Genomic DNA, 18,067 nt, shown 5'->3' on the forward strand with positions numbered 1-18,067 from the left:
TCATCCTGAGCCAGGATCAAACTCTCCAATAAAGTTAGTTTGTCTAGCATCTAAAATAAAAATTGACGTTTCACGTTGTTTGTTTCGTTCAGTTTTCAAAGAACTACTTGGTCGCTCATTTGCGACTTCCTTATGTTAACATCTTCGTTTTTCGATGTCAACTAAGTTTTTCAATTTCTTTTTTGTCGTTTTCTGCGTTTCCGCATCAGCGACGGTTATTAATATATCATGGTGAAAAATGAAATGCAACACCTTTTATAAACTTTTTTTAAAACTGCCCACATTTCTTTTTTTATATCATATACTTAAACGAAATATCTCTTTCATGTATGAGCAATTCCTACATATATTTTATATAAAGTTACTCTATCAAAAGACGTTTCTTTCTATAATAAGCGTTTTATTCATATAGCATATCATACAGGGAGGAATATATATGGACTATACCGATTTATTAATCAAACTAGGTCTCTCGGCTATTTTAGGATTTGCCATTGGTTTAGAACGTGAATTAAAACGGAAACCACTTGGTTTAAAAACGTGTTTAGTTATTTCTATTATTAGTTGCCTCCTAACGATTGTTTCTATTAAAGCAGCTTATAACTTACCACATACCGATCATATGAATATGGATCCACTTCGACTTGCCGCTCAAATTGTATCAGGAATTGGTTTTTTAGGTGCTGGCGTAATTTTAAGAAGAGGTAACGATAGCATTGCAGGGCTCACGACTGCCGCTATGATCTGGGGTGCTTCTGGTATTGGTATTGCTGTTGGGGCCGGATTCTATATTGAAGCGATATTCGGAATGTGTTTCCTTATGATTAGTGTCGAACTTATACCACTCGCGATGAAATATGTAGGCCCTAGATCATTTCGTCAACGTGATATCGCTGTGAAACTTGTTGTACGAAATATGGACAATATCCCAATCGTAATTGAAGAAATAAAAGAAATGGATATAAAAGTTAAGAATATGAAGCTTAAAACATTAGAAAACGGTTCTCACTATTTACATCTTAAACTGTCCATTGATCAAAAAAGACATACTGCTGATGTTTACTATGCTCTCCAGCATCTTGAAAGTGTCCAACAAACTGAAGTGGAAAGTATGTAACATAAAACAAACTCTCTTTAATTAGAGAGTTTTTCTTTTTTCTATAATGGCAACAATGAATGTAGTCCTACAAAGTAAGGAGGAATAGGCAATTGAAATCCCGTCCGAATTTAGTAGATACATTTCGTGATTCCATTATTTTTCGTTTAATTTGTTTTATTATTGTACTGACTGCTTTTTCCGGTTTTCTTATACATAGATTAGAACCTTTTCATTTCACTACATGGTTTGACGGAATTTGGTGGTCAATCGTTACCATTTTTACAGTTGGATATGGAGACTTTGCTCCCCATACGACGATAGGAAAACTAATAGGTATAAGTATTATTTTATTAGGAACTGGCTTTTGTTCTTATTATATGGTGCTGTTTGCTACTGAAATGATTAATAAACAATATATGAAAATTAAAGGTGAAGAAGCCGCTACTTCTAACGGTCATATGATTATCGTTGGCTGGAATGAGCGCGCAAAACATGTTGTAAAGCAAATGCACGTATTACAACCAAACCTTGATATCGTTTTAATTGATGAAACACTTTCTTTACTCCCAAAACCATTTCATCATTTAGAATTTATAAAAGGTTGTCCGCATCACGATCAAACTTTATTAAAAGCCAATATTGCAACGGCACACACCATATTAATAACAGCTGATAAAGAAAAAAACGAAAGCTTAGCGGATACACAGTCCATTTTAAATATTTTAACTGCAAAAGGGCTCAACCCAAACATTCACTGCATCGCTGAACTTCTTACTTCTGAACAAATACAAAATGCAACGAGAGCTGGCGTGTCAGAAATTATAGAAGGAAATAAATTAACGAGCTATGTATTTACCGCTTCTCTTTTATTCCCTTCCATTTCAGGTGTACTATTTTCACTTTACGACGAAATCTCTGATAATAAATTACAACTGATGGAGCTTCCATCGTCCTGCACCGGACAAACTTTTGCCAATTGTAGCTATACTCTTTTAAAGCAAAACATTCTCTTACTAGGTATAAAGCGCGACGAACAATATATGATTAATCCAGTTCATTCCTTTGTTCTCATTGAAAGCGACATACTCATTGTTATTCACCATTAGTAAAATGACGCTCTAATTCTTGCATGAGCACTTTCCCAATATTGATATATTTTCTTTTCACATCTCCATCTGGATCTTTCGGCTCAGCAAATTGATCCATTCCACTCGTTCCAGCTGTTAAAGTATTCACATTATCATCTAGTTCGTCTTGATATACGTGCGAAAGAATATACGGCGTTCCAAGACGAACTATTACGCCTGGTACATCTAGTTCTCCATCAATGGCTGTAAATGGAACTCGTAAAAATTGATACCCATCTTCTTCATCAATTTTGTAATCGAAGCATCCTTTATCATAATCCCAATTACCACCGATGCTATATCCAAGTGGTTTCATAATCTCTTCTAACTTATATAACGCATATGTACGTCCTTCTAAATTTGATTGAATCGGAATCAAGCCCATCCCTCCTAGACTTTTCCTTTAGCATACCCACTTTAGTTTGAATATACTGATGGACTTTTCGATAAAATAATAAAAAGCGACCGGAATCCGGTCGCTTTTTATTATTTTAAACGCTCTTCTAATTCTGCTTTTAATTCTTCAAATCCTGGTTTACCAAGTAAAGCAAACATGTTTTTCTTGTATGCTTCTACTCCAGGTTGGTCAAATGGATTCACGCCTAATAAGTAGCCGCTCATCGCACATGCTTTTTCGAAGAAGTATACAAGGTAACCGAATGTGTACTCATTTAATTCAGGAATATTTACGATTAAGTTTGGTACTCCCCCGTCGCTATGTGCAAGTAATGTACCTTCGTATGCTTTTGTGTTTACGAAGTCTACAGTTTCACCAGCAAGGTAGTTTAATCCGTCTAAATCGTTTTCTTCTGATTCGATTGTTAGTTCATGTGTAGATTTACCTACTTTAAGAACTGTTTCAAATAAGTCACGACGCCCTTCTTGAACGTATTGACCTAATGAGTGTAAATCAGTTGAGAAGTTTGCTGAAGATGGGAAAATGCCTTTTTGATCTTTTCCTTCACTTTCACCAAATAACTGTTTCCACCACTCAGCGAAGTATTGAAGTGCTGGCTCATAGTTAACAAGCATTTCAATTGTTTTTCCTTTATTGTATAAAGCGTTACGAACTACTGCGTATTGGTAAGCTGGATTTTCTTCTAGTTCTGATGTTCCGAAGTCATCATGACCAGCAGCTGCACCTTTCATCATCTCTTCAATATTTAAGCCACTTACTGCGATTGGTAATAAACCAACTGGCGTTAATACAGAGAAACGACCTCCAACATCATCTGGAATAACAAATGTTTCGTAACCTTCGTTATCAGCTAATGTTTTTAATGCACCACGCGCTTTATCTGTAGTTGCATAAATACGTTTGCGAGCTTCTTCTTTTCCATACTTTTCTTCTAATAACTTACGGAAGATACGGAATGCTAGTGCTGGCTCTGTTGTTGTACCTGATTTGGAAATAACGTTAATAGAGAAGTCTTTACCTTCTAATACGTCCATTAAATCTTTCATGTAAGTGGAGCTAATGTTTTGTCCAACAAATAGCACTTGTGGAGTTTTACGTTGTTCTTTAGAAAGCGTGTTGTAGAAAGAATGGTTTAACATTTCGATTGCTGCGCGTGCTCCTAGGTAAGAACCACCAATACCTACAACAAGTAAAATGTCAGAGTCATTTTTAATTTTTTCTGCGCATTTTTGAATGCGAGCGAATTCTTCTTTGTCATATTGAAGCGGAAGGTCTACCCACCCAAGGAAATCGTTCCCAGCTCCAGTTTTTTCGTGGATTGCGTGATGTGTTACTTTCACTGCATCACGTAAATAAGTGATTTCATGTTCACCGATGAAGGATAACGCTTTAGAATAGTCGAACGTTACATGTGTACTCATCTTTTTCCCTCCAATTATGGATATGTATTTCTGTATTCACTTTAGCGAAACTGAAGTTGTAAATCAAGCGATTAGGCAATTGTAAACGTAACCAATATATATTTTTTAGAAAAAGTTCATTTTTTGCATAAAAATTCGCATTTTTCGGTATAGATGTATATACATCCTTTTCTAAACATTTTTTATGTATAAAAACAACATAACTACCCCATTCTATAAAAGAGTTAATTAACTCATCGCTTGCTCATGCTTCACAATTAAGGGGGGCTTTTTCATGAGTACTTTGCAACGTATCGCATTAGTCTTTACTGTAATTGGCGCTGTGAACTGGGGACTAATCGGGTTTTTCCAGTTTGACTTAGTAGCAGCCATTTTCGGTGGACAAAATTCAGCTCTTGCACGTATTATTTACGGCATCGTTGGTATATCTGGGCTTATCAACCTTGGTTTACTGTTTAAACCATCTGAAAATCTTGGTACGCACCCAGAAACAAACGAAATTCGATAATCAGTATGTCCTTTCACCTCCGACATACGAATATGATTGCATGCAATCATATTTGCAAATATATATCATAAGATAAAGTAAAAGAGGAACGCTCATATGCGTTCCTCTTTTACTTTGTTAACTCGGACTCTTCAATCCATTCTGCCAACTTTTCTCGCAGCGTATTAAATCCGTTTTCAGATGGGTTCGGTATAAGAATCCTTCCTTGTTTTCTTTTCGCCGCTTTTAACGATAAACTCATTTTTCTGTGCTCTTCATCAATTGAAAGTACCTTTACTTCTACTGTATCGCCGACCTTTAAAAAGTCATGAATATCCTTTACATATCCATTTGTAATTTCAGATATATGCACAAGTCCTTGTGTTTCTGCATCTAACGCTACAAACGCACCGTAATCTTGAATTCCAGTCACTTTCCCTGTTACAACCACTCCTGTTGTATATTGTTCTGACATATGAAACACTCCCATACGTTTACCATTCTCTCTACAATTATAGAGAGCAAAGCAGATATATTTATTTTAAATATCCGATTGGTTAGTACGCATTCTAGATAACAATATCTAGAATGCGCATACCTTATATTAGTAAATTATACCACTATGACAGAACTCATTCAAAATTCATGAAAAATTTCCCTTAAAGAAGTATAATTCTCCAATATTGGGATAGACTACTAACACATGGCTTTCTAGTATTCCCCCCCTTTTATGGACAAAACGTATTACGTTTTGTCCTTTTTTTATTTTCAACAAACCGTTCCATTCTCTTCATTGCTTCCATAAGTTGTTCAAGCGACGTCGCATAAGAACAACGAATAAACCCTTCACCACTTTCGCCAAATACGCTACCAGGGACAACAGCTACTTTTTCTTCCAGCAATAACTGTTCTGCAAATTCCGCTGAAGATAATCCTGTTGAAGATATAGAAGGGAAAACATAAAATGCTCCGCCCGGCACATGACACGTTAAGCCCATTTCATTGAAAGATGTCGTCATAAAATTACGACGCTTCTTATAACTATCTCTCATCCGAATTACTTCATCATTCCCCGCACGTAACGCTTCAAGTGCTGCGAACTGAGACATCGTCGGTGCACACATCATGGAATATTGGTGGATTTTGAGCATCAATTCTGAAAACTGAACAGGAGCTGCAATCATACCGAGACGCCATCCTGTCATCGCAAATCCTTTTGAAAATCCTGAAATTAAAATCGTATGCTCGCGCATATTTTTAATACTCGCGAAACTTGTATATGCTTCGTCGTATACAAGCTCTGCATAAATTTCATCAGATAATACAATTAGATTGTACCTCTCAACAATCACTGCTATTTCTTCAAGCTCGAATTTATTTAGCATTGCACCTGTCGGGTTATTTGGTGAACAAAGTAAAATCGCCTTTGTTTTCGCTGTAATAGCTGCTTCAATTTGTTCTGGTTGTACTTTAAACTCGTTTTCTAGCTTAGTCTCCACAGGAACCGGAACTCCTCCAGCTAATGTCACAAGTGGTGCATAAGAAACGAAGCTTGGTTCAACAATGAGCACTTCATCATCAGGATTTATAATGGCACGCATCGCTACATCTAACGCCTGGCTCGCTCCAACTGTAACAATGATTTCATCACTTGGATCATAAGATACTGCAAATTGTTTTTTTAGATACTTTGCTATTTCTTGACGGAGCTCCAATAATCCTGCATTTGCTGTATATGACGTATACCCTTGTTCCAAAGAACGAATACATGCTTGCCTTACATTCCAAGAGGTAACAAAATCCGGCTCTCCTACCCCGAGGGAAATAACACCTTTCATATTTGCTGCTAAATCAAAAAATTTTCGAATACCAGATGGTTTTAAAGATTCTGCTGATCTAGATAGTTCAAATTGCTTCATGGTGTCACCACAATTCGCTTATCATCATCGTCTTTTTCATAAATAACGCCCTCATGTTTATACTTCTTCAAAATGAAATGAGTAGTTGTAGAAACGACAGATTCAATTGTTGCTAATTTCTCAGAAACAAACATCGCTACTTCCCCCATCGTTTTACCTTCTAATGTAATAGAAAGATCATATGTCCCTGACATTAAATAAACGGATTTCACTTCTGAATAACGATAAATTTGCTCAGCAACCGCATCAAACCCAACGCCGTGCTTTGGCGTAACTTTCACATCGATCATTGCCGTTAAACCTGTATGTTCTTTCACTTTCGTCCAATCGATATGTGTTACATAATCCATAATAATCTTTTCATTTTCTAATCTCGCAACCATCTTCTTTACTTCTTCTACTTCTATATTTAACAGCTTCGCTAATGTATCTACAGATAATCGACTACTCTTTTCAAGACAAGCTAATAATTCTAATTCTTTTTCTGTCACCATATAAATCATCCTTCCTTTTCGTTTGTGTCTAAATTATACAAATACCCTTTCCAGTTTGAAAAGAAGATTTTTCTATTGAATTATGTCAAAATAAAGTGAAACTTTAATCAGTGGAAAAATGCGTGATAAAGCGAAAGGGGATGGAACCGTGAAACCAAAAATTTATATTGCTGAACCAGTTCCGACATTTGTAGAAAACTATTTATCAGAACACTGTGATTATGAAAAATGGGATCAAAATGAGAAAGTACCTCGTGATGTTCTATTAGAGAAAATACAAGATAAAGATGGGTTATTAAATTTCGGATCTGCTATTAATGAAGAATTACTGACAGTGGCTCCTAACTTAAAAGTAGTGAGCAACATTTCTGTTGGTTACGATAATTTTGATTTACAAGCGATGAAAAATCGAAAGGTTATCGGAACGAATACACCATACGTATTAGATGATACAGTAGCTGATCTCGTTTTCGCCCTTATGCTATCAGCTGGGCGCCGCGTTTGCGAACTCGATTCTTACGTAAAAAATGGTGAATGGAACGCTGAAATCGGAAAAGAACACTTCGGACTAGATGTACACCATAGCACAATTGGTATTATCGGTATGGGCCGAATTGGAGAAGCCGTTGCAAAACGAGCAAAATTCGGATTTGATATGAATGTTCTTTACTATAACCGCCGTCGTAAAGAAGAAGCTGAACAAAAATTCGATGCTACATATTGTGATTTACAGACGCTACTGAAGCAGTCTGACTTTATTGTTCTTCTTACTCCATTAACAGATGAAACATATCACCTTATCGGAGAAAAGGAATTTTCATTAATGAAAGAAACAGCAATCTTCATTAATGCTTCTCGGGGGAAAACAGTAGATGAAGAAGCGTTAATCCATGCTTTAACAGAAAAGAAAATCTTTGCAGCAGGCATCGATACTTTTACACAAGAGCCAATTCAAAAAGATAATCCACTCTTATCATTACAAAATGTTGTGACTTTACCGCACATCGGATCTGCAACATTAAAAACTCGTCAGCAAATGGCCATGACCGCCGCTGAAAATTTAGTTGCAGGATTACAAGGAAAAACACCGCCTAATATTGTGCGCGGGTAATACTGAATAAACGAAAGGCAAGATGACATCGTCATCTTGCCTTTTTTTGTTAACATATTTTCTTCTTCCTTGGAGATGATATGAACAAAAATCAATGGAGTGACAAAAAATGAATCATAAATATACTTGTCCTTATTTCACTTTTTCCACTCGCGGCACTACTGTTCATTACGAATTGTATGAACATGATAATAAAACAGAACGCCCTACTTTCGTACTCGTTCACGGCTTTTTATCTTCCTCATTCAGTTACCGCCGTCTCATTCCTTTACTAGCGAAGGAAGGAACAGTCATTGCTCTTGATTTACCACCGTTCGGAAAAAGTGATAAGTCTCATCTGTTTAAGTATTCTTATCACAATTTAGCAACGATTATTATTGATTTAATTGAACATTTATCTCTCTCAAACATTGTATTAGTTGGGCATTCTATGGGTGGGCAAATTTCTCTCTATGTAAACCGTATACGTCCTGAACTCATTTCAAAGACGATTTTACTATGTAGCTCGAGCTATTTAGCGCGCGCAACCTTACCTTTACTATACTCTTCTTATTTACCGTTCTTTCATTTATACGTAAAGAACTGGATTATACGGCGCGGCATTGTTCATAACTTAATGAATGTCGTTCATGATCACTCATTAATTGACGATGAAATGAAAAAAGGTTACTCCGCTCCTTTTTATGACAACCGTATATTTCCCGCTTTAACTCGCATGATACGAGACCGTGAAGGTGACTTATCTTCAACTGAATTACAAAAAATCGAAACACCTATCCTACTCATTTGGGGTGAAAAAGACCGCGTCGTCCCTGTACATGTAGGTCATCGTCTACACAAAGATTTACCGAATTCAAAATTTATTTCTTATGAAAATACAGGACATTTACTACCTGAAGAAAAGCCTGAACATGTTTATGAAGAAATTATCGCTTTTTCCGCGCAATAAAATGAAACTTTAATCAGCCCCCACCTAACTTCTTTGCTTCCGCTGAATTTTGAGGTCGGGGTCTTACTGCCCGGAAAATAGCGGGATAATATAAAAAAGGCTGTCGGAAATTCCGACAGCCTATAATGAACAGCTTCCACCTTCTTTTATTACAAGTAATTCCATAGCTAATTTCTCACATTTTTCAAGCGCAGGTACTTCCTCAAAAGACATAAAGTATATATGTTGAATCTTCTTTGCGATGTATTTTGGATCGTCAAACACACTTATGACGTTCACAACATCGCTCGCTTCTGTTTCATAAAACTCCGGTCCCATTTGAAACGGATCCCAATTCTTCACAACCTCTATCATCTTTTCATATGTACCCATTCGCTTCCCGCCTTTTCACTTTTTAATACTTTTCTTTATCCTATCACATCAGCTATTCTATAAGAAGAGAGAGAACTTTCATAACTTATTGGTTTTACAGAAGAAGGGAGCAAACTTATGCAACTATTTCATAAAGCAATCAATCGACGTGGAACGCATAGTATAAAATGGGATACATATAAAAACGAAGAACTTATCCATGCTTGGATTGCTGATATGGATTTTGAAGTACCAAAACCAATTCAAACTGCCTTAAAACAACGAATCGAACATCCGATTTTTGGCTATACACTTCCTCCCGAAAATATTGGGAATATTATTTGTAACTGGACAAAACAACAATACGACTGGGATATTCAAAAAGAATGGATTGTCTTTAGCGCCGGAATCGTTCCAGCTCTTAGTACGAGCATACAGGCTTTCACAAAAGAAAACGAATCCGTTCTCGTACAACCACCTATTTATCCTCCATTTTTCGAAATGGTCACAACAAACAACAGACAGTTATACGTGAGTCCATTACAGAAACAAAATGATACATATGTGATAGACTTCCAGCATTTAGAAAAGCAGTTTCAGCAAGGCATCAAACTCATGCTTCTTTGTAGCCCTCATAACCCAATCGGGCGCGTTTGGACGAAAGAGGAACTTTTGCAGCTCGGATCGTTATGTACTAAATATAACGTAATCGTTGTGGCGGATGAAATTCATTCCGATATTATTTACGCAGATCATACACATACACCGTTCGCTTCTTTATCTGAAGAATTAGCAGCTCGCACGATTACTTGTATGGCTCCAAGTAAAACATTTAATATCGCTGGATTACAAGCATCGATTATTATCATTCCAAATGAAAAACTCCGTCAAGCCTTTACATCTATCCAATATAGACAAGGCTTCCACGGATTAAATATCTTCGCTTATACAGCGATGCAAAGTGCCTATACAGAATGTAATGATTGGCTAAACGAAATTCGATTATATATAGAAGATAATGCTCAATTTGCTTGTGAATATATTAAAACTCACATACCTGCTCTTTCCGTAACGAAGCCAGAAGGTAGCTTTTTATTATGGATTGATTGTTCTCATCTAAAGCTTTCTCAAAACGAGCGTACTGCATTACTTGAGGAAAAAGGAAAAATCATTGTTGAACCTGGTGAGAAATACGGGTTAGGTGGCGAAGAACATATTCGAATTAATATCGGCTGTCCACGATCTGTTTTAGAAGAAATTTTAAACAGACTGCGTCATACGTTTTCATAATAAGAAAGGAGTCTGTCCCCCTAATCATTCTTGGACAGACTCCTTTGTCATATTTTGTCGGTAAGTCGCTATATTTCAAGTTACGGTCGATATATTCCAATAATCGCCGATATAATTTGAGTTACAGTCGATATATTCCAATAATCGCTGATATATTTTTAATTACATTTCACAAAGAAAGCTACCATTCACGGTAGCTTTTACTTTTTCTTCATATCCGATGCTTTTTTTACAATTACGCCACAAGCAATTCGATCCCCTGATTTACCTGTCGGTTGAGTCATACCATCATCAGGGTTTTCTGTAATAATAATAGACGCTCCATCTTTTCTATGAATCGTCGTTTTTCCTTCTTCAAGTGTGATGTGAGGTGCATCGATTTCCGCTTTAATCTTTCCAGAACCATCTGCAACTACGTTCGGTAAATCACCGTTTTCTGCACCCTTCGGATTAAGAAGACCATGTTTTTTATCATCAGGATTAAAATGATTCCCGGATGATTCAAAACGAGGTGCCTTACACTCTCCAATTTCATGTACATGTAGTCCGTGTGGTCCTGGCGTGAAACCTTCTCCTTTAATCGTAATTTTCACGCCACTTGTTTGCTGCACTACTTTCGCAGTCCCTACTTCATCTCCTGAAGCATTATGTAATTTCACTTCAATTTCTTTCGGCTTTCCTTGGTCACAACCTGCCATCAGAAATAATAAACAACAACTGAAAAAAAGCCGTTTCTTCATTTTATTCCCTCCAAAATATATTCTGCCCTTAGATTGTCCGAGCATAGAGGGAAACATACAAAAATGCATTACTGTTTCTTTTCAGCTAATAGTTTTTCTTCAACTTTCTGCAATCGCTCTGCTTCTCTTTTTGATACACGAATAAACATGCGCCACGTGGCAATAGCACCGATAATAAATAGAACGCAAACAATCCCTGGAATAATATATTCTGTTTTATCTTCCGGAAAATATAAAGGCATCATATAGAACACTCCTTATTATAGGATTTATAAAACATCAGAATTTTCTGTTATATAATTTTAAATTATAGTGGAACCTATCCATATTCTCAAGGGGCGTTCTGAAAGCAAATGATTTCTTTGACTCCTTCTCCTACTTTCCTTACTATAAACTTGAGGTGAAAAATATGAGAGAAACATTTGAAATTGGCGAAATCGTTACTGGTATTTATAAAACAGGAAAATACATCGGCGAAGTTACAAATAGCCGCCCTGGCAGTTACGTCGTAAAAGTATTAGCTGTTTTAAAACATCCGGTGCAAGGTGACTTACATAACGTAAAACAAGCTGACGTACCATTTTTCCATGAAAGACGCGCTTTAGCTTTCCGTGAACAGACGAACATTCCAGAGCAAATGGTGAAAAAATATGAAGGAGAAATTCCGGATTATACCGAGTCACTAAAATTAGCATTAGAAACTCAAATGAATTCATTTTCTGAAGATGATTCACCTTTTGCAGAGCGTAGTCTAGAAACATTACAACAGTTAAAGAAAGACTACAAACTCTAAAAAACAAAACGACCAAATTACATAATGTGCAATTTGGTCGTTACTGTGTGCTCACTTTCTTTAACACTTTTGAAAAATCAACAAGTTCTCCTAATGTTGGAGGTGCTGGCTTTACTAAATACTCTTTATCTTTTTCTACTAGTTTAAAAATATTGTACGTCGTCATCGCATCATCAAGCGCACAATGATGCTTCCCTGTCCCTACTTTTCCATACGCCTCAATTGCTTTCCATAATCCTGTTTGATTTCTTTCTCCAAAAAACTTCTTATACTCAAGCGATAAATCACGACACTGTCCGAAGAATGGAAAAGCTATCCCTGCCATTTCACAATTATGTTTCAGCACTTTCATATCCATATTTCCCCACGTTACAATTGTCGGTTTACATTTCGTTTCGTATTCTGCAAGCTTCTTAACGAGTTCAGGAAATGAAATCCCTTTATCCACGACTTCTTGTTTTATTCCTAAAAACTTCTTACATCGATCCGTTAAAGAAGGAAATGTTTTCGGCCTGACATGTGATGAATACGTATCTTCTACCTTACAGCCAGCAACTGAAACGAGTCCTACCTCAATAATCTCCGGAAAAAATCCTTTCGGTTTCTTTCTATGCTGGGGCATCGTAAACTCAAAGTCTAAAAATAAAAATCGTTGTTCATCCATACGATCCCTTCCTTATCATTTTTGTCATTCCTTTCTATTTGACACTCCTACACGAACAAGCTCGAATGCTAATTCCATTTTAAATATTCAGATTGGATGTATCTTATATATATGTCAAATGCCCACAAATATTTTAAAAAATAAGAAAAAATGACCTATGCAGAAAATATGACAAAATCCCCCCTTTCATTTACATCCGCAGTTTTTCTACTTTATAATGACGTTATGTGTGTTTCATCTAGTTAATATTTGACACACTAAGAAAAATGAATGAAAGGAGATGAGATTTTTGCACGAAACAACGCAAGAACTCGCTAACTGGCAGTATTATTTTGCTATCGCAGTCTTTTTAATTACATATGCCATTATTATTTCTGAAAAAATTAATCGCGCTGTCATCGCACTTCTCGGTGCAGCATTCATGGTAATTGTGGGGGTCGTCGATTTACATAACGCCTTTACGAAACATATTGAATGGGGAACGATTACGCTACTCATCGGTATGATGATTTTGGTGAACATTACGAGTAAATCAGGTGTTTTCCAATACGTTGCCATTAAAGCAGCAAAAGGGGCACAAGGAAATCCAATTAAAATTTTAATTTCCCTTTCCCTACTTACCGCGCTTGGCTCCGCATTTTTAGATAACGTTACAACTGTACTTCTTGTTGTTCCAGTTACTTTATCTATTACGCGCATACTGCAAGTAAATCCTGTTCCTTATTTACTTTCTGAAATTATTTTTTCAAATATTGGAGGAACAGCAACATTAATTGGTGATCCACCTAACATTATGATTGGTTCTGCAAATAAGCATTTAGACTTCAATGCTTTCCTATTAAATCTAGCACCAATCGTAATTATTATTATTGCAGTTACAGCAACAATACTTTACTTCATGTACCGTAAACAATTAATTGCCGATCCTGTACAAGTTAAAAAATTAATGAGCTTAGATGAAAAACAATACATTAAAGATCCAGTATTAATGAAAAAATCTTTAACGGTACTTGGACTTACAATTGTAGGTTTCATGACTCATTCTATTTTCCATATTGATGCCGCTATTATCGCCTTAACTGGTGCTACTGTACTTATGTTAATTGGTGTGAAAGAACATGAAATTGAAGAGGTATTCGCAAGTGTAGAATGGGTAACAATCTTCTTCTTCGCAGGGCTATTCGTACTTGTTGGAGGACTTATCGATATCGGTCTTATCAAAATGTTAGCTCAAAAAGTAATTGGTATAACAGGCGGAGATATTTCTTACGCATCCATCCTTATTTTATGGGTATCTGGTATCGCCTCTGCAACAATTGATAACATCCCATTCGTTGCAACAATGATTCCACTTATTAACGATATGGCAGTTGGGCTAGGCTTATCACCATCTGACGCACAAATCGATGTATTATGGTGGGCATTAGCACTAGGTGCTTGTCTGGGCGGAAACGGAACATTAATCGGAGCTTCTGCTAACGTAATCGTTGCAGGTATCGCGAGCCGCGAAGGACATAAATTTAGTTACATGGACTTCCTAAAAGTCGGTTTCCCAATTATGATCGTTTCATTAATCATTTCTCACATTTATATTTATTTACGCTACCTTATGTAGTAAAAAAAGCGCTCTGATAATCAGGGCGCTTTTTTACTTATATCTAAAATATATCGACTTATCAACAAAAAAGAAAAATCTACTCTTTATATCTCACCGGTTCATTTCGAATGATAAATAAATGAATCGGTAAGAACACTGAAAATGTGATTACATGAATAATCGTAAATAATATAGAGTTCGTTCCGTATCTGTCTAAAATAGCGTAGATAAGATAAATGGACAATACAATCGATACAGCTGTTGCTAGTAAACTTATAATTGGTACGAAATTAAAAATAAAACATGCAACGTATATACCGAATACTTTCCACCCTGCTTCTTCTTTCAAAAAATCTGGTAATTTATCTTTCGCTAAGTCACCCCATGTCTTACTATTCAAAAACGGAATAAACGCAAGCACCCCGTCCGTTGCACCCTCATTTTTCGCCATCGAATAAAGTGCAAAAGCCGTTAACAAATATGAAATAATTGCCCAAATCAATATAACAAGAATAAACGCAAAACTAAGAGCAAAGAAACCTGCTAATACGCCTTGATCCTCCATCTTATCCTCTCCTCTCTACTTTCAACATATTTCATTACATTGCAAGTTATGTTTTAAAATTTATCCAAACTCTTTGTATAATAAGAGAAGAAAGAGAATAAGAGAGGAGCAACACTTATGCATCCATTTGTAAAAGCATTACAAGAGCATTTCACAGCTCATCAAAATCCTGAAAAAGCAGAACCTATGGCTCGTTATATGAAAAATCACTTCCCATTTCTAGGTATTCAAACACCGGAAAGACGCCAATTATTAAAAGACATCATTCAAATACATACTCTCCCAGATCAAAAAGACTTCCAAATTATCATACGTGAGCTTTGGGACTTACCAGAACGTGAATTCCAAGCGGCCGCACTTGATATTATGCAAAAATATAAAAAGCATATAAACGAAACTCATATCCCCTTCTTAGAAGAACTGATTGTCACAAAATCTTGGTGGGACTCTGTCGATAGCATCGTCCCTACATTTTTAGGCGATATCTTTTTAAAACATCCAGAATTAATTTCTGCCTATATTCCAAAATGGATTGCATCAGATAACATATGGTTACAACGTGCCGCTATTTTATTCCAACTAAAATATAAACAAAAGATGGATGAAGAACTTCTTTTCTGGATTATTGGACAACTACATTCTTCAAAAGAATTTTTCATTCAAAAAGCGATTGGCTGGGTCCTTCGTGAATATGCAAAAACAAATCCGGATGTAGTTTGGGAATACGTTCAAAACAATGAGCTCGCTCCATTAAGTAAGCGTGAAGCAATTAAGCATATTAAAGAAAATTACGGAATAAATAATGAAAAAATAGGCGAGACTCTATCATAGATAGACGCGTTCCTCTATTGAGATTTAAAAAAGAACGTGTTAGAATATGTTCATTATTATTAATATAAGTAGCGATGACGGACTTATAAGTACTTGCATAAAAAGCGATTCAGGGATAGTGAAAGCCTGAAGCCGCAAGGAAACGGCAGTCCCGAGCAATACATGATAAAGTGGATGCACCTTTTGTGTATCAACTAGGGTGGAACCGCGGGCAAACGCTCGTCCCTAGGCAAATAAGCCTTGGGATGAGCGTTTTTTTATGTTCTTTTTAGCATATACTGCTCGTTTCCAAAGTATCAGAGTATGTCATCGCCAATACGTTAACTTTCAAAAGGAGGATTTTCTTATGTATTCAATGGAACAAGTTGTAAACTTAGCAAAACATCGCGGTTTTGTTTTCCCTGGTTCTGAAATTTACGGTGGTCTTGCAAACACTTGGGATTACGGTCCACTTGGAATCGAATTAAAAAATAACGTTAAAAAAGCTTGGTGGAAAAAATTCATTCAAGAATCTCCACACAACGTTGGTTTAGACGCAGCTATTTTAATGAACCCTAAAACTTGGATCGCTTCTGGTCACGTTGGTAACTTCAACGATCCAATGATTGACTGTAAAAAATGTAAAGCTCGTCACCGTGCTGACAAATTAATTGAGGATGCTTTAGATGCAAAAGGCATCGAAATGGTTGTTGACGGTCTTACTTTCGACCAAATGGCTGACTTAATGAAAGAACATGAAGTAAAATGTCCTGATTGCGGTAGTGAAGAATTCACTGAAATCCGTCAGTTCAACTTAATGTTCAAAACATTCCAAGGTGTTACAGAGTCTAGCACAAACGAAATCTTCCTTCGTCCTGAAACAGCACAAGGTATTTTCGTAAACTTCAAAAACGTTCAACGCTCTATGCGTAAAAAGCTTCCATTTGGTATCGGCCAAATCGGTAAGAGTTTCCGTAACGAAATCACGCCTGGTAACTTCACATTCCGTACACGTGAATTCGAACAAATGGAACTTGAATTCTTCTGTAAGCCTGGTGAAGATTTAGAGTGGTTTGCATTCTGGCGTGAAACTTGTAAAAACTGGTTACTTTCACTTGGTATGTCTGAAGAGAGCATGCGTCTTCGTGACCACGGTGAAGAAGAGTTATCTCACTACAGTAATGCAACAACTGACATTGAATTCAAATTCCCATTCGGTTGGGGCGAACTTTGGGGCGTTGCATCTCGTACAGACTTCGACTTAAAACGTCACATGGAACATTCAAACGAAGACTTTAACTATATTGATCCACAAACGAATGAGCGTTACGTGCCATACTGCATCGAGCCATCTTTAGGCGCAGACCGCGTAACATTAGCATTCTTATGTGATGCATATGAAGAAGAGCAATTAGAAAACGATTCTCGTACAGTTCTTCGTTTCCACCCTGCTTTAGCACCATACAAAGCAGCTATCTTACCATTATCTAAGAAGCTATCTGAAGGTGCTACTGAAGTATTCGCAGAATTAGCTAAAGACTTCATGGTAGACTTTGATGAAACTGGTTCTATCGGTAAACGTTACCGTCGTCAAGACGAAATCGGTACACCATTCTGTATCACATACGACTTCGACTCAGTTGAAGACAAAGCTGTTACAGTACGTGACCGTGACACAATGGAACAAGTTCGTATGCCAATTAGCGAACTAAAAGGTTTCTTAGAGAAGAAAATCCAGTTCTAATTATAAGAAAAAGAGGCTGCTCGTAAGAGCGCCTCTTTTTTACTTTTCACGTTTTTCTTTAATTGCTACTGTACATCTTGATATACATAGTAAATCATCATTTTCATCAATAATACGAACATCCCAAACCATTGTCGATTGTCCTCTATGTATCGGTGTTCCGATCGCCGTTACAATTCCATCTTTCTTTGAGCGAATGTGGTTTGCATTAATTTCTAATCCGAAACAAATACATTTTTCTTGATCAATTAAATTATATGAACCAACACTTGCCACTGTTTCCGCTAATGCAACCGATGCACCTCCATGTAAAAATCCAAACGGTTGATGCGTACGCTCATCAACAGGCATCGTAGCAACTACCTTATCTTCTGTCATCTCTAACAACTCAATTCCAAGTGAATCCATTAAAGTTTTTGCCATATCGCTTCCCCCTTCTCTTACTTTAATTAAATGTATAATTTTACCTATTTATTTTCAAACTACTT

21 protein-coding genes are annotated in these 18,067 nt (G+C 36.6%); 10 read left to right on the forward strand and 11 right to left on the reverse strand.

Going from position 1 to position 18,067, the window contains the following annotated elements; genetic code table 11:
• Positions 1-436: 436 nt before the first annotated feature.
• Positions 437-1,117, forward strand: a complete 681-nt coding sequence (locus ACTFR3_RS28940) for an MgtC/SapB family protein (RefSeq protein ID WP_000386676.1) — start codon at positions 437-439, stop codon at positions 1,115-1,117.
• A 92-nt stretch (positions 1,118-1,209) separates the two neighbouring features.
• Complete coding sequence (locus tag ACTFR3_RS28945; protein WP_000842320.1) at positions 1,210-2,205, forward strand: potassium channel family protein; 996 nt, start codon at positions 1,210-1,212, stop codon at positions 2,203-2,205.
• Here the strand turns inward: ACTFR3_RS28945 and ACTFR3_RS28950 are convergent.
• Together ACTFR3_RS28950 and ACTFR3_RS28955 are read right to left on the reverse strand one after the other, a co-directional pair.
• Positions 2,192-2,605 carry a YugN-like family protein gene (locus tag ACTFR3_RS28950; RefSeq protein WP_000612334.1) on the reverse strand — a complete coding sequence of 138 codons (414 nt, stop codon included), beginning with the start codon at positions 2,603-2,605 and terminating at the stop codon, positions 2,192-2,194. The two genes, ACTFR3_RS28945 and ACTFR3_RS28950, sit on opposite strands and share 14 nt — an antisense overlap.
• A gap of 107 nt (positions 2,606-2,712) precedes the next feature.
• The gene (locus ACTFR3_RS28955) at positions 2,713-4,065 is read right to left on the reverse strand and encodes a glucose-6-phosphate isomerase (protein WP_000103654.1); all 1,353 of its coding nucleotides are present in this window, start codon (positions 4,063-4,065) and stop codon (positions 2,713-2,715) included.
• Positions 4,066-4,339: 274 nt separating this feature from the next.
• Between ACTFR3_RS28955 and ACTFR3_RS28960 the strand changes: the two genes are divergently transcribed.
• The gene (locus ACTFR3_RS28960) at positions 4,340-4,573 is read left to right on the forward strand and encodes a DUF378 domain-containing protein (RefSeq protein WP_000105788.1); all 234 of its coding nucleotides are present in this window, start codon (positions 4,340-4,342) and stop codon (positions 4,571-4,573) included.
• 109 nt (positions 4,574-4,682) lie between these two features.
• Here ACTFR3_RS28960 and yugI read toward each other — a convergent pair whose 3' ends face one another.
• From yugI to ACTFR3_RS28975, 3 genes are all read right to left on the reverse strand, one after another.
• Positions 4,683-5,027, reverse strand: coding sequence for a S1 domain-containing post-transcriptional regulator GSP13 (gene yugI, locus ACTFR3_RS28965; protein ID WP_000003764.1), 345 nt, complete (start codon positions 5,025-5,027; stop codon positions 4,683-4,685).
• A 253-nt stretch (positions 5,028-5,280) separates the two neighbouring features.
• Complete coding sequence (locus ACTFR3_RS28970; RefSeq protein WP_440045109.1) at positions 5,281-6,471, reverse strand: aminotransferase; 1,191 nt, start codon at positions 6,469-6,471, stop codon at positions 5,281-5,283.
• The gene (locus ACTFR3_RS28975) at positions 6,468-6,965 is read right to left on the reverse strand and encodes an Lrp/AsnC family transcriptional regulator (RefSeq protein ID WP_440045110.1); all 498 of its coding nucleotides are present in this window, start codon (positions 6,963-6,965) and stop codon (positions 6,468-6,470) included. The genes ACTFR3_RS28970 and ACTFR3_RS28975 overlap by 4 nt, the downstream gene beginning before the upstream one ends.
• Positions 6,966-7,083: 118 nt before the next feature.
• On the opposite strand from ACTFR3_RS28975, the gene ACTFR3_RS28980 reads away from it, so the two are divergent.
• Together ACTFR3_RS28980 and ACTFR3_RS28985 are read left to right on the forward strand one after the other, a co-directional pair.
• A complete protein-coding gene (locus tag ACTFR3_RS28980; protein ID WP_002041993.1) occupies positions 7,084-8,076 on the forward strand; it encodes a 2-hydroxyacid dehydrogenase in 993 nt (330 codons plus the stop codon).
• 109 nt (positions 8,077-8,185) lie between these two features.
• Positions 8,186-9,025: an alpha/beta fold hydrolase gene (locus ACTFR3_RS28985; RefSeq protein ID WP_001015860.1), complete on the forward strand. Its 840-nt coding sequence runs from the start codon at positions 8,186-8,188 to the stop codon at positions 9,023-9,025.
• 120 nt (positions 9,026-9,145) lie between these two features.
• On the opposite strand, the gene ACTFR3_RS28990 is transcribed toward ACTFR3_RS28985, so the two are convergent.
• Entirely contained in the window at positions 9,146-9,397 is a 252-nt protein-coding gene (locus ACTFR3_RS28990) for a YugE family protein (RefSeq protein WP_000537638.1), read from the reverse strand.
• A gap of 117 nt (positions 9,398-9,514) precedes the next feature.
• Here ACTFR3_RS28990 and ACTFR3_RS28995 point away from each other — a divergent pair, with 117 nt between their 5' ends.
• Positions 9,515-10,666: a PatB family C-S lyase gene (locus ACTFR3_RS28995; RefSeq protein WP_074554270.1), complete on the forward strand. Its 1,152-nt coding sequence runs from the start codon at positions 9,515-9,517 to the stop codon at positions 10,664-10,666.
• Between the two features lie 200 nt (positions 10,667-10,866).
• Here ACTFR3_RS28995 and sodC read toward each other — a convergent pair whose 3' ends face one another.
• Complete coding sequence (gene sodC, locus ACTFR3_RS29000) at positions 10,867-11,406, reverse strand: superoxide dismutase [Cu-Zn] (RefSeq protein ID WP_000746520.1); 540 nt, start codon at positions 11,404-11,406, stop codon at positions 10,867-10,869.
• A gap of 68 nt (positions 11,407-11,474) precedes the next feature.
• Positions 11,475-11,651 (reverse strand): hypothetical protein, encoded by a 177-nt coding sequence (locus tag ACTFR3_RS29005; protein ID WP_000982757.1) that lies wholly within the window; start codon positions 11,649-11,651, stop codon positions 11,475-11,477.
• Positions 11,652-11,815: 164 nt separating this feature from the next.
• Here ACTFR3_RS29005 and ACTFR3_RS29010 point away from each other — a divergent pair, with 164 nt between their 5' ends.
• Positions 11,816-12,199 (forward strand): kinase-associated lipoprotein B, encoded by a 384-nt coding sequence (locus ACTFR3_RS29010; RefSeq protein WP_001209344.1) that lies wholly within the window; start codon positions 11,816-11,818, stop codon positions 12,197-12,199.
• Between the two features lie 40 nt (positions 12,200-12,239).
• On the opposite strand, the gene kapD is transcribed toward ACTFR3_RS29010, so the two are convergent.
• A complete protein-coding gene (gene kapD / locus ACTFR3_RS29015; protein WP_000344356.1) occupies positions 12,240-12,863 on the reverse strand; it encodes a 3'-5' exonuclease KapD in 624 nt (207 codons plus the stop codon).
• A 289-nt stretch (positions 12,864-13,152) separates the two neighbouring features.
• Here kapD and ACTFR3_RS29020 point away from each other — a divergent pair, with 289 nt between their 5' ends.
• Complete coding sequence (locus ACTFR3_RS29020; RefSeq protein ID WP_000545209.1) at positions 13,153-14,478, forward strand: ArsB/NhaD family transporter; 1,326 nt, start codon at positions 13,153-13,155, stop codon at positions 14,476-14,478.
• A gap of 79 nt (positions 14,479-14,557) precedes the next feature.
• On the opposite strand, the gene ACTFR3_RS29025 is transcribed toward ACTFR3_RS29020, so the two are convergent.
• Complete coding sequence (locus ACTFR3_RS29025) at positions 14,558-15,025, reverse strand: hypothetical protein (RefSeq protein ID WP_440045111.1); 468 nt, start codon at positions 15,023-15,025, stop codon at positions 14,558-14,560.
• Positions 15,026-15,142: 117 nt separating this feature from the next.
• Between ACTFR3_RS29025 and ACTFR3_RS29030 the strand changes: the two genes are divergently transcribed.
• Together ACTFR3_RS29030 and ACTFR3_RS29035 are read left to right on the forward strand one after the other, a co-directional pair.
• On the forward strand, positions 15,143-15,856 hold the full coding sequence (locus ACTFR3_RS29030; RefSeq protein WP_000553308.1) for a DNA alkylation repair protein: 714 nt from the start codon (positions 15,143-15,145) through the stop codon (positions 15,854-15,856).
• Between the two features lie 346 nt (positions 15,857-16,202).
• Positions 16,203-17,579, forward strand: coding sequence for a glycine--tRNA ligase (locus ACTFR3_RS29035; RefSeq protein WP_000287147.1), 1,377 nt, complete (start codon positions 16,203-16,205; stop codon positions 17,577-17,579).
• A gap of 39 nt (positions 17,580-17,618) precedes the next feature.
• Here the strand turns inward: ACTFR3_RS29035 and ACTFR3_RS29040 are convergent, their stop codons facing one another.
• Entirely contained in the window at positions 17,619-18,002 is a 384-nt protein-coding gene (locus ACTFR3_RS29040; protein WP_001140612.1) for a hotdog fold thioesterase, read from the reverse strand.
• Positions 18,003-18,067 lie beyond the last annotated feature (65 nt).

It is taken from the genome of Bacillus cereus group sp. MYBK14-1 (assembly GCF_051916885.1).
Taxonomy (GTDB): domain Bacteria; phylum Bacillota; class Bacilli; order Bacillales; family Bacillaceae_G; genus Bacillus_A; species Bacillus_A cereus.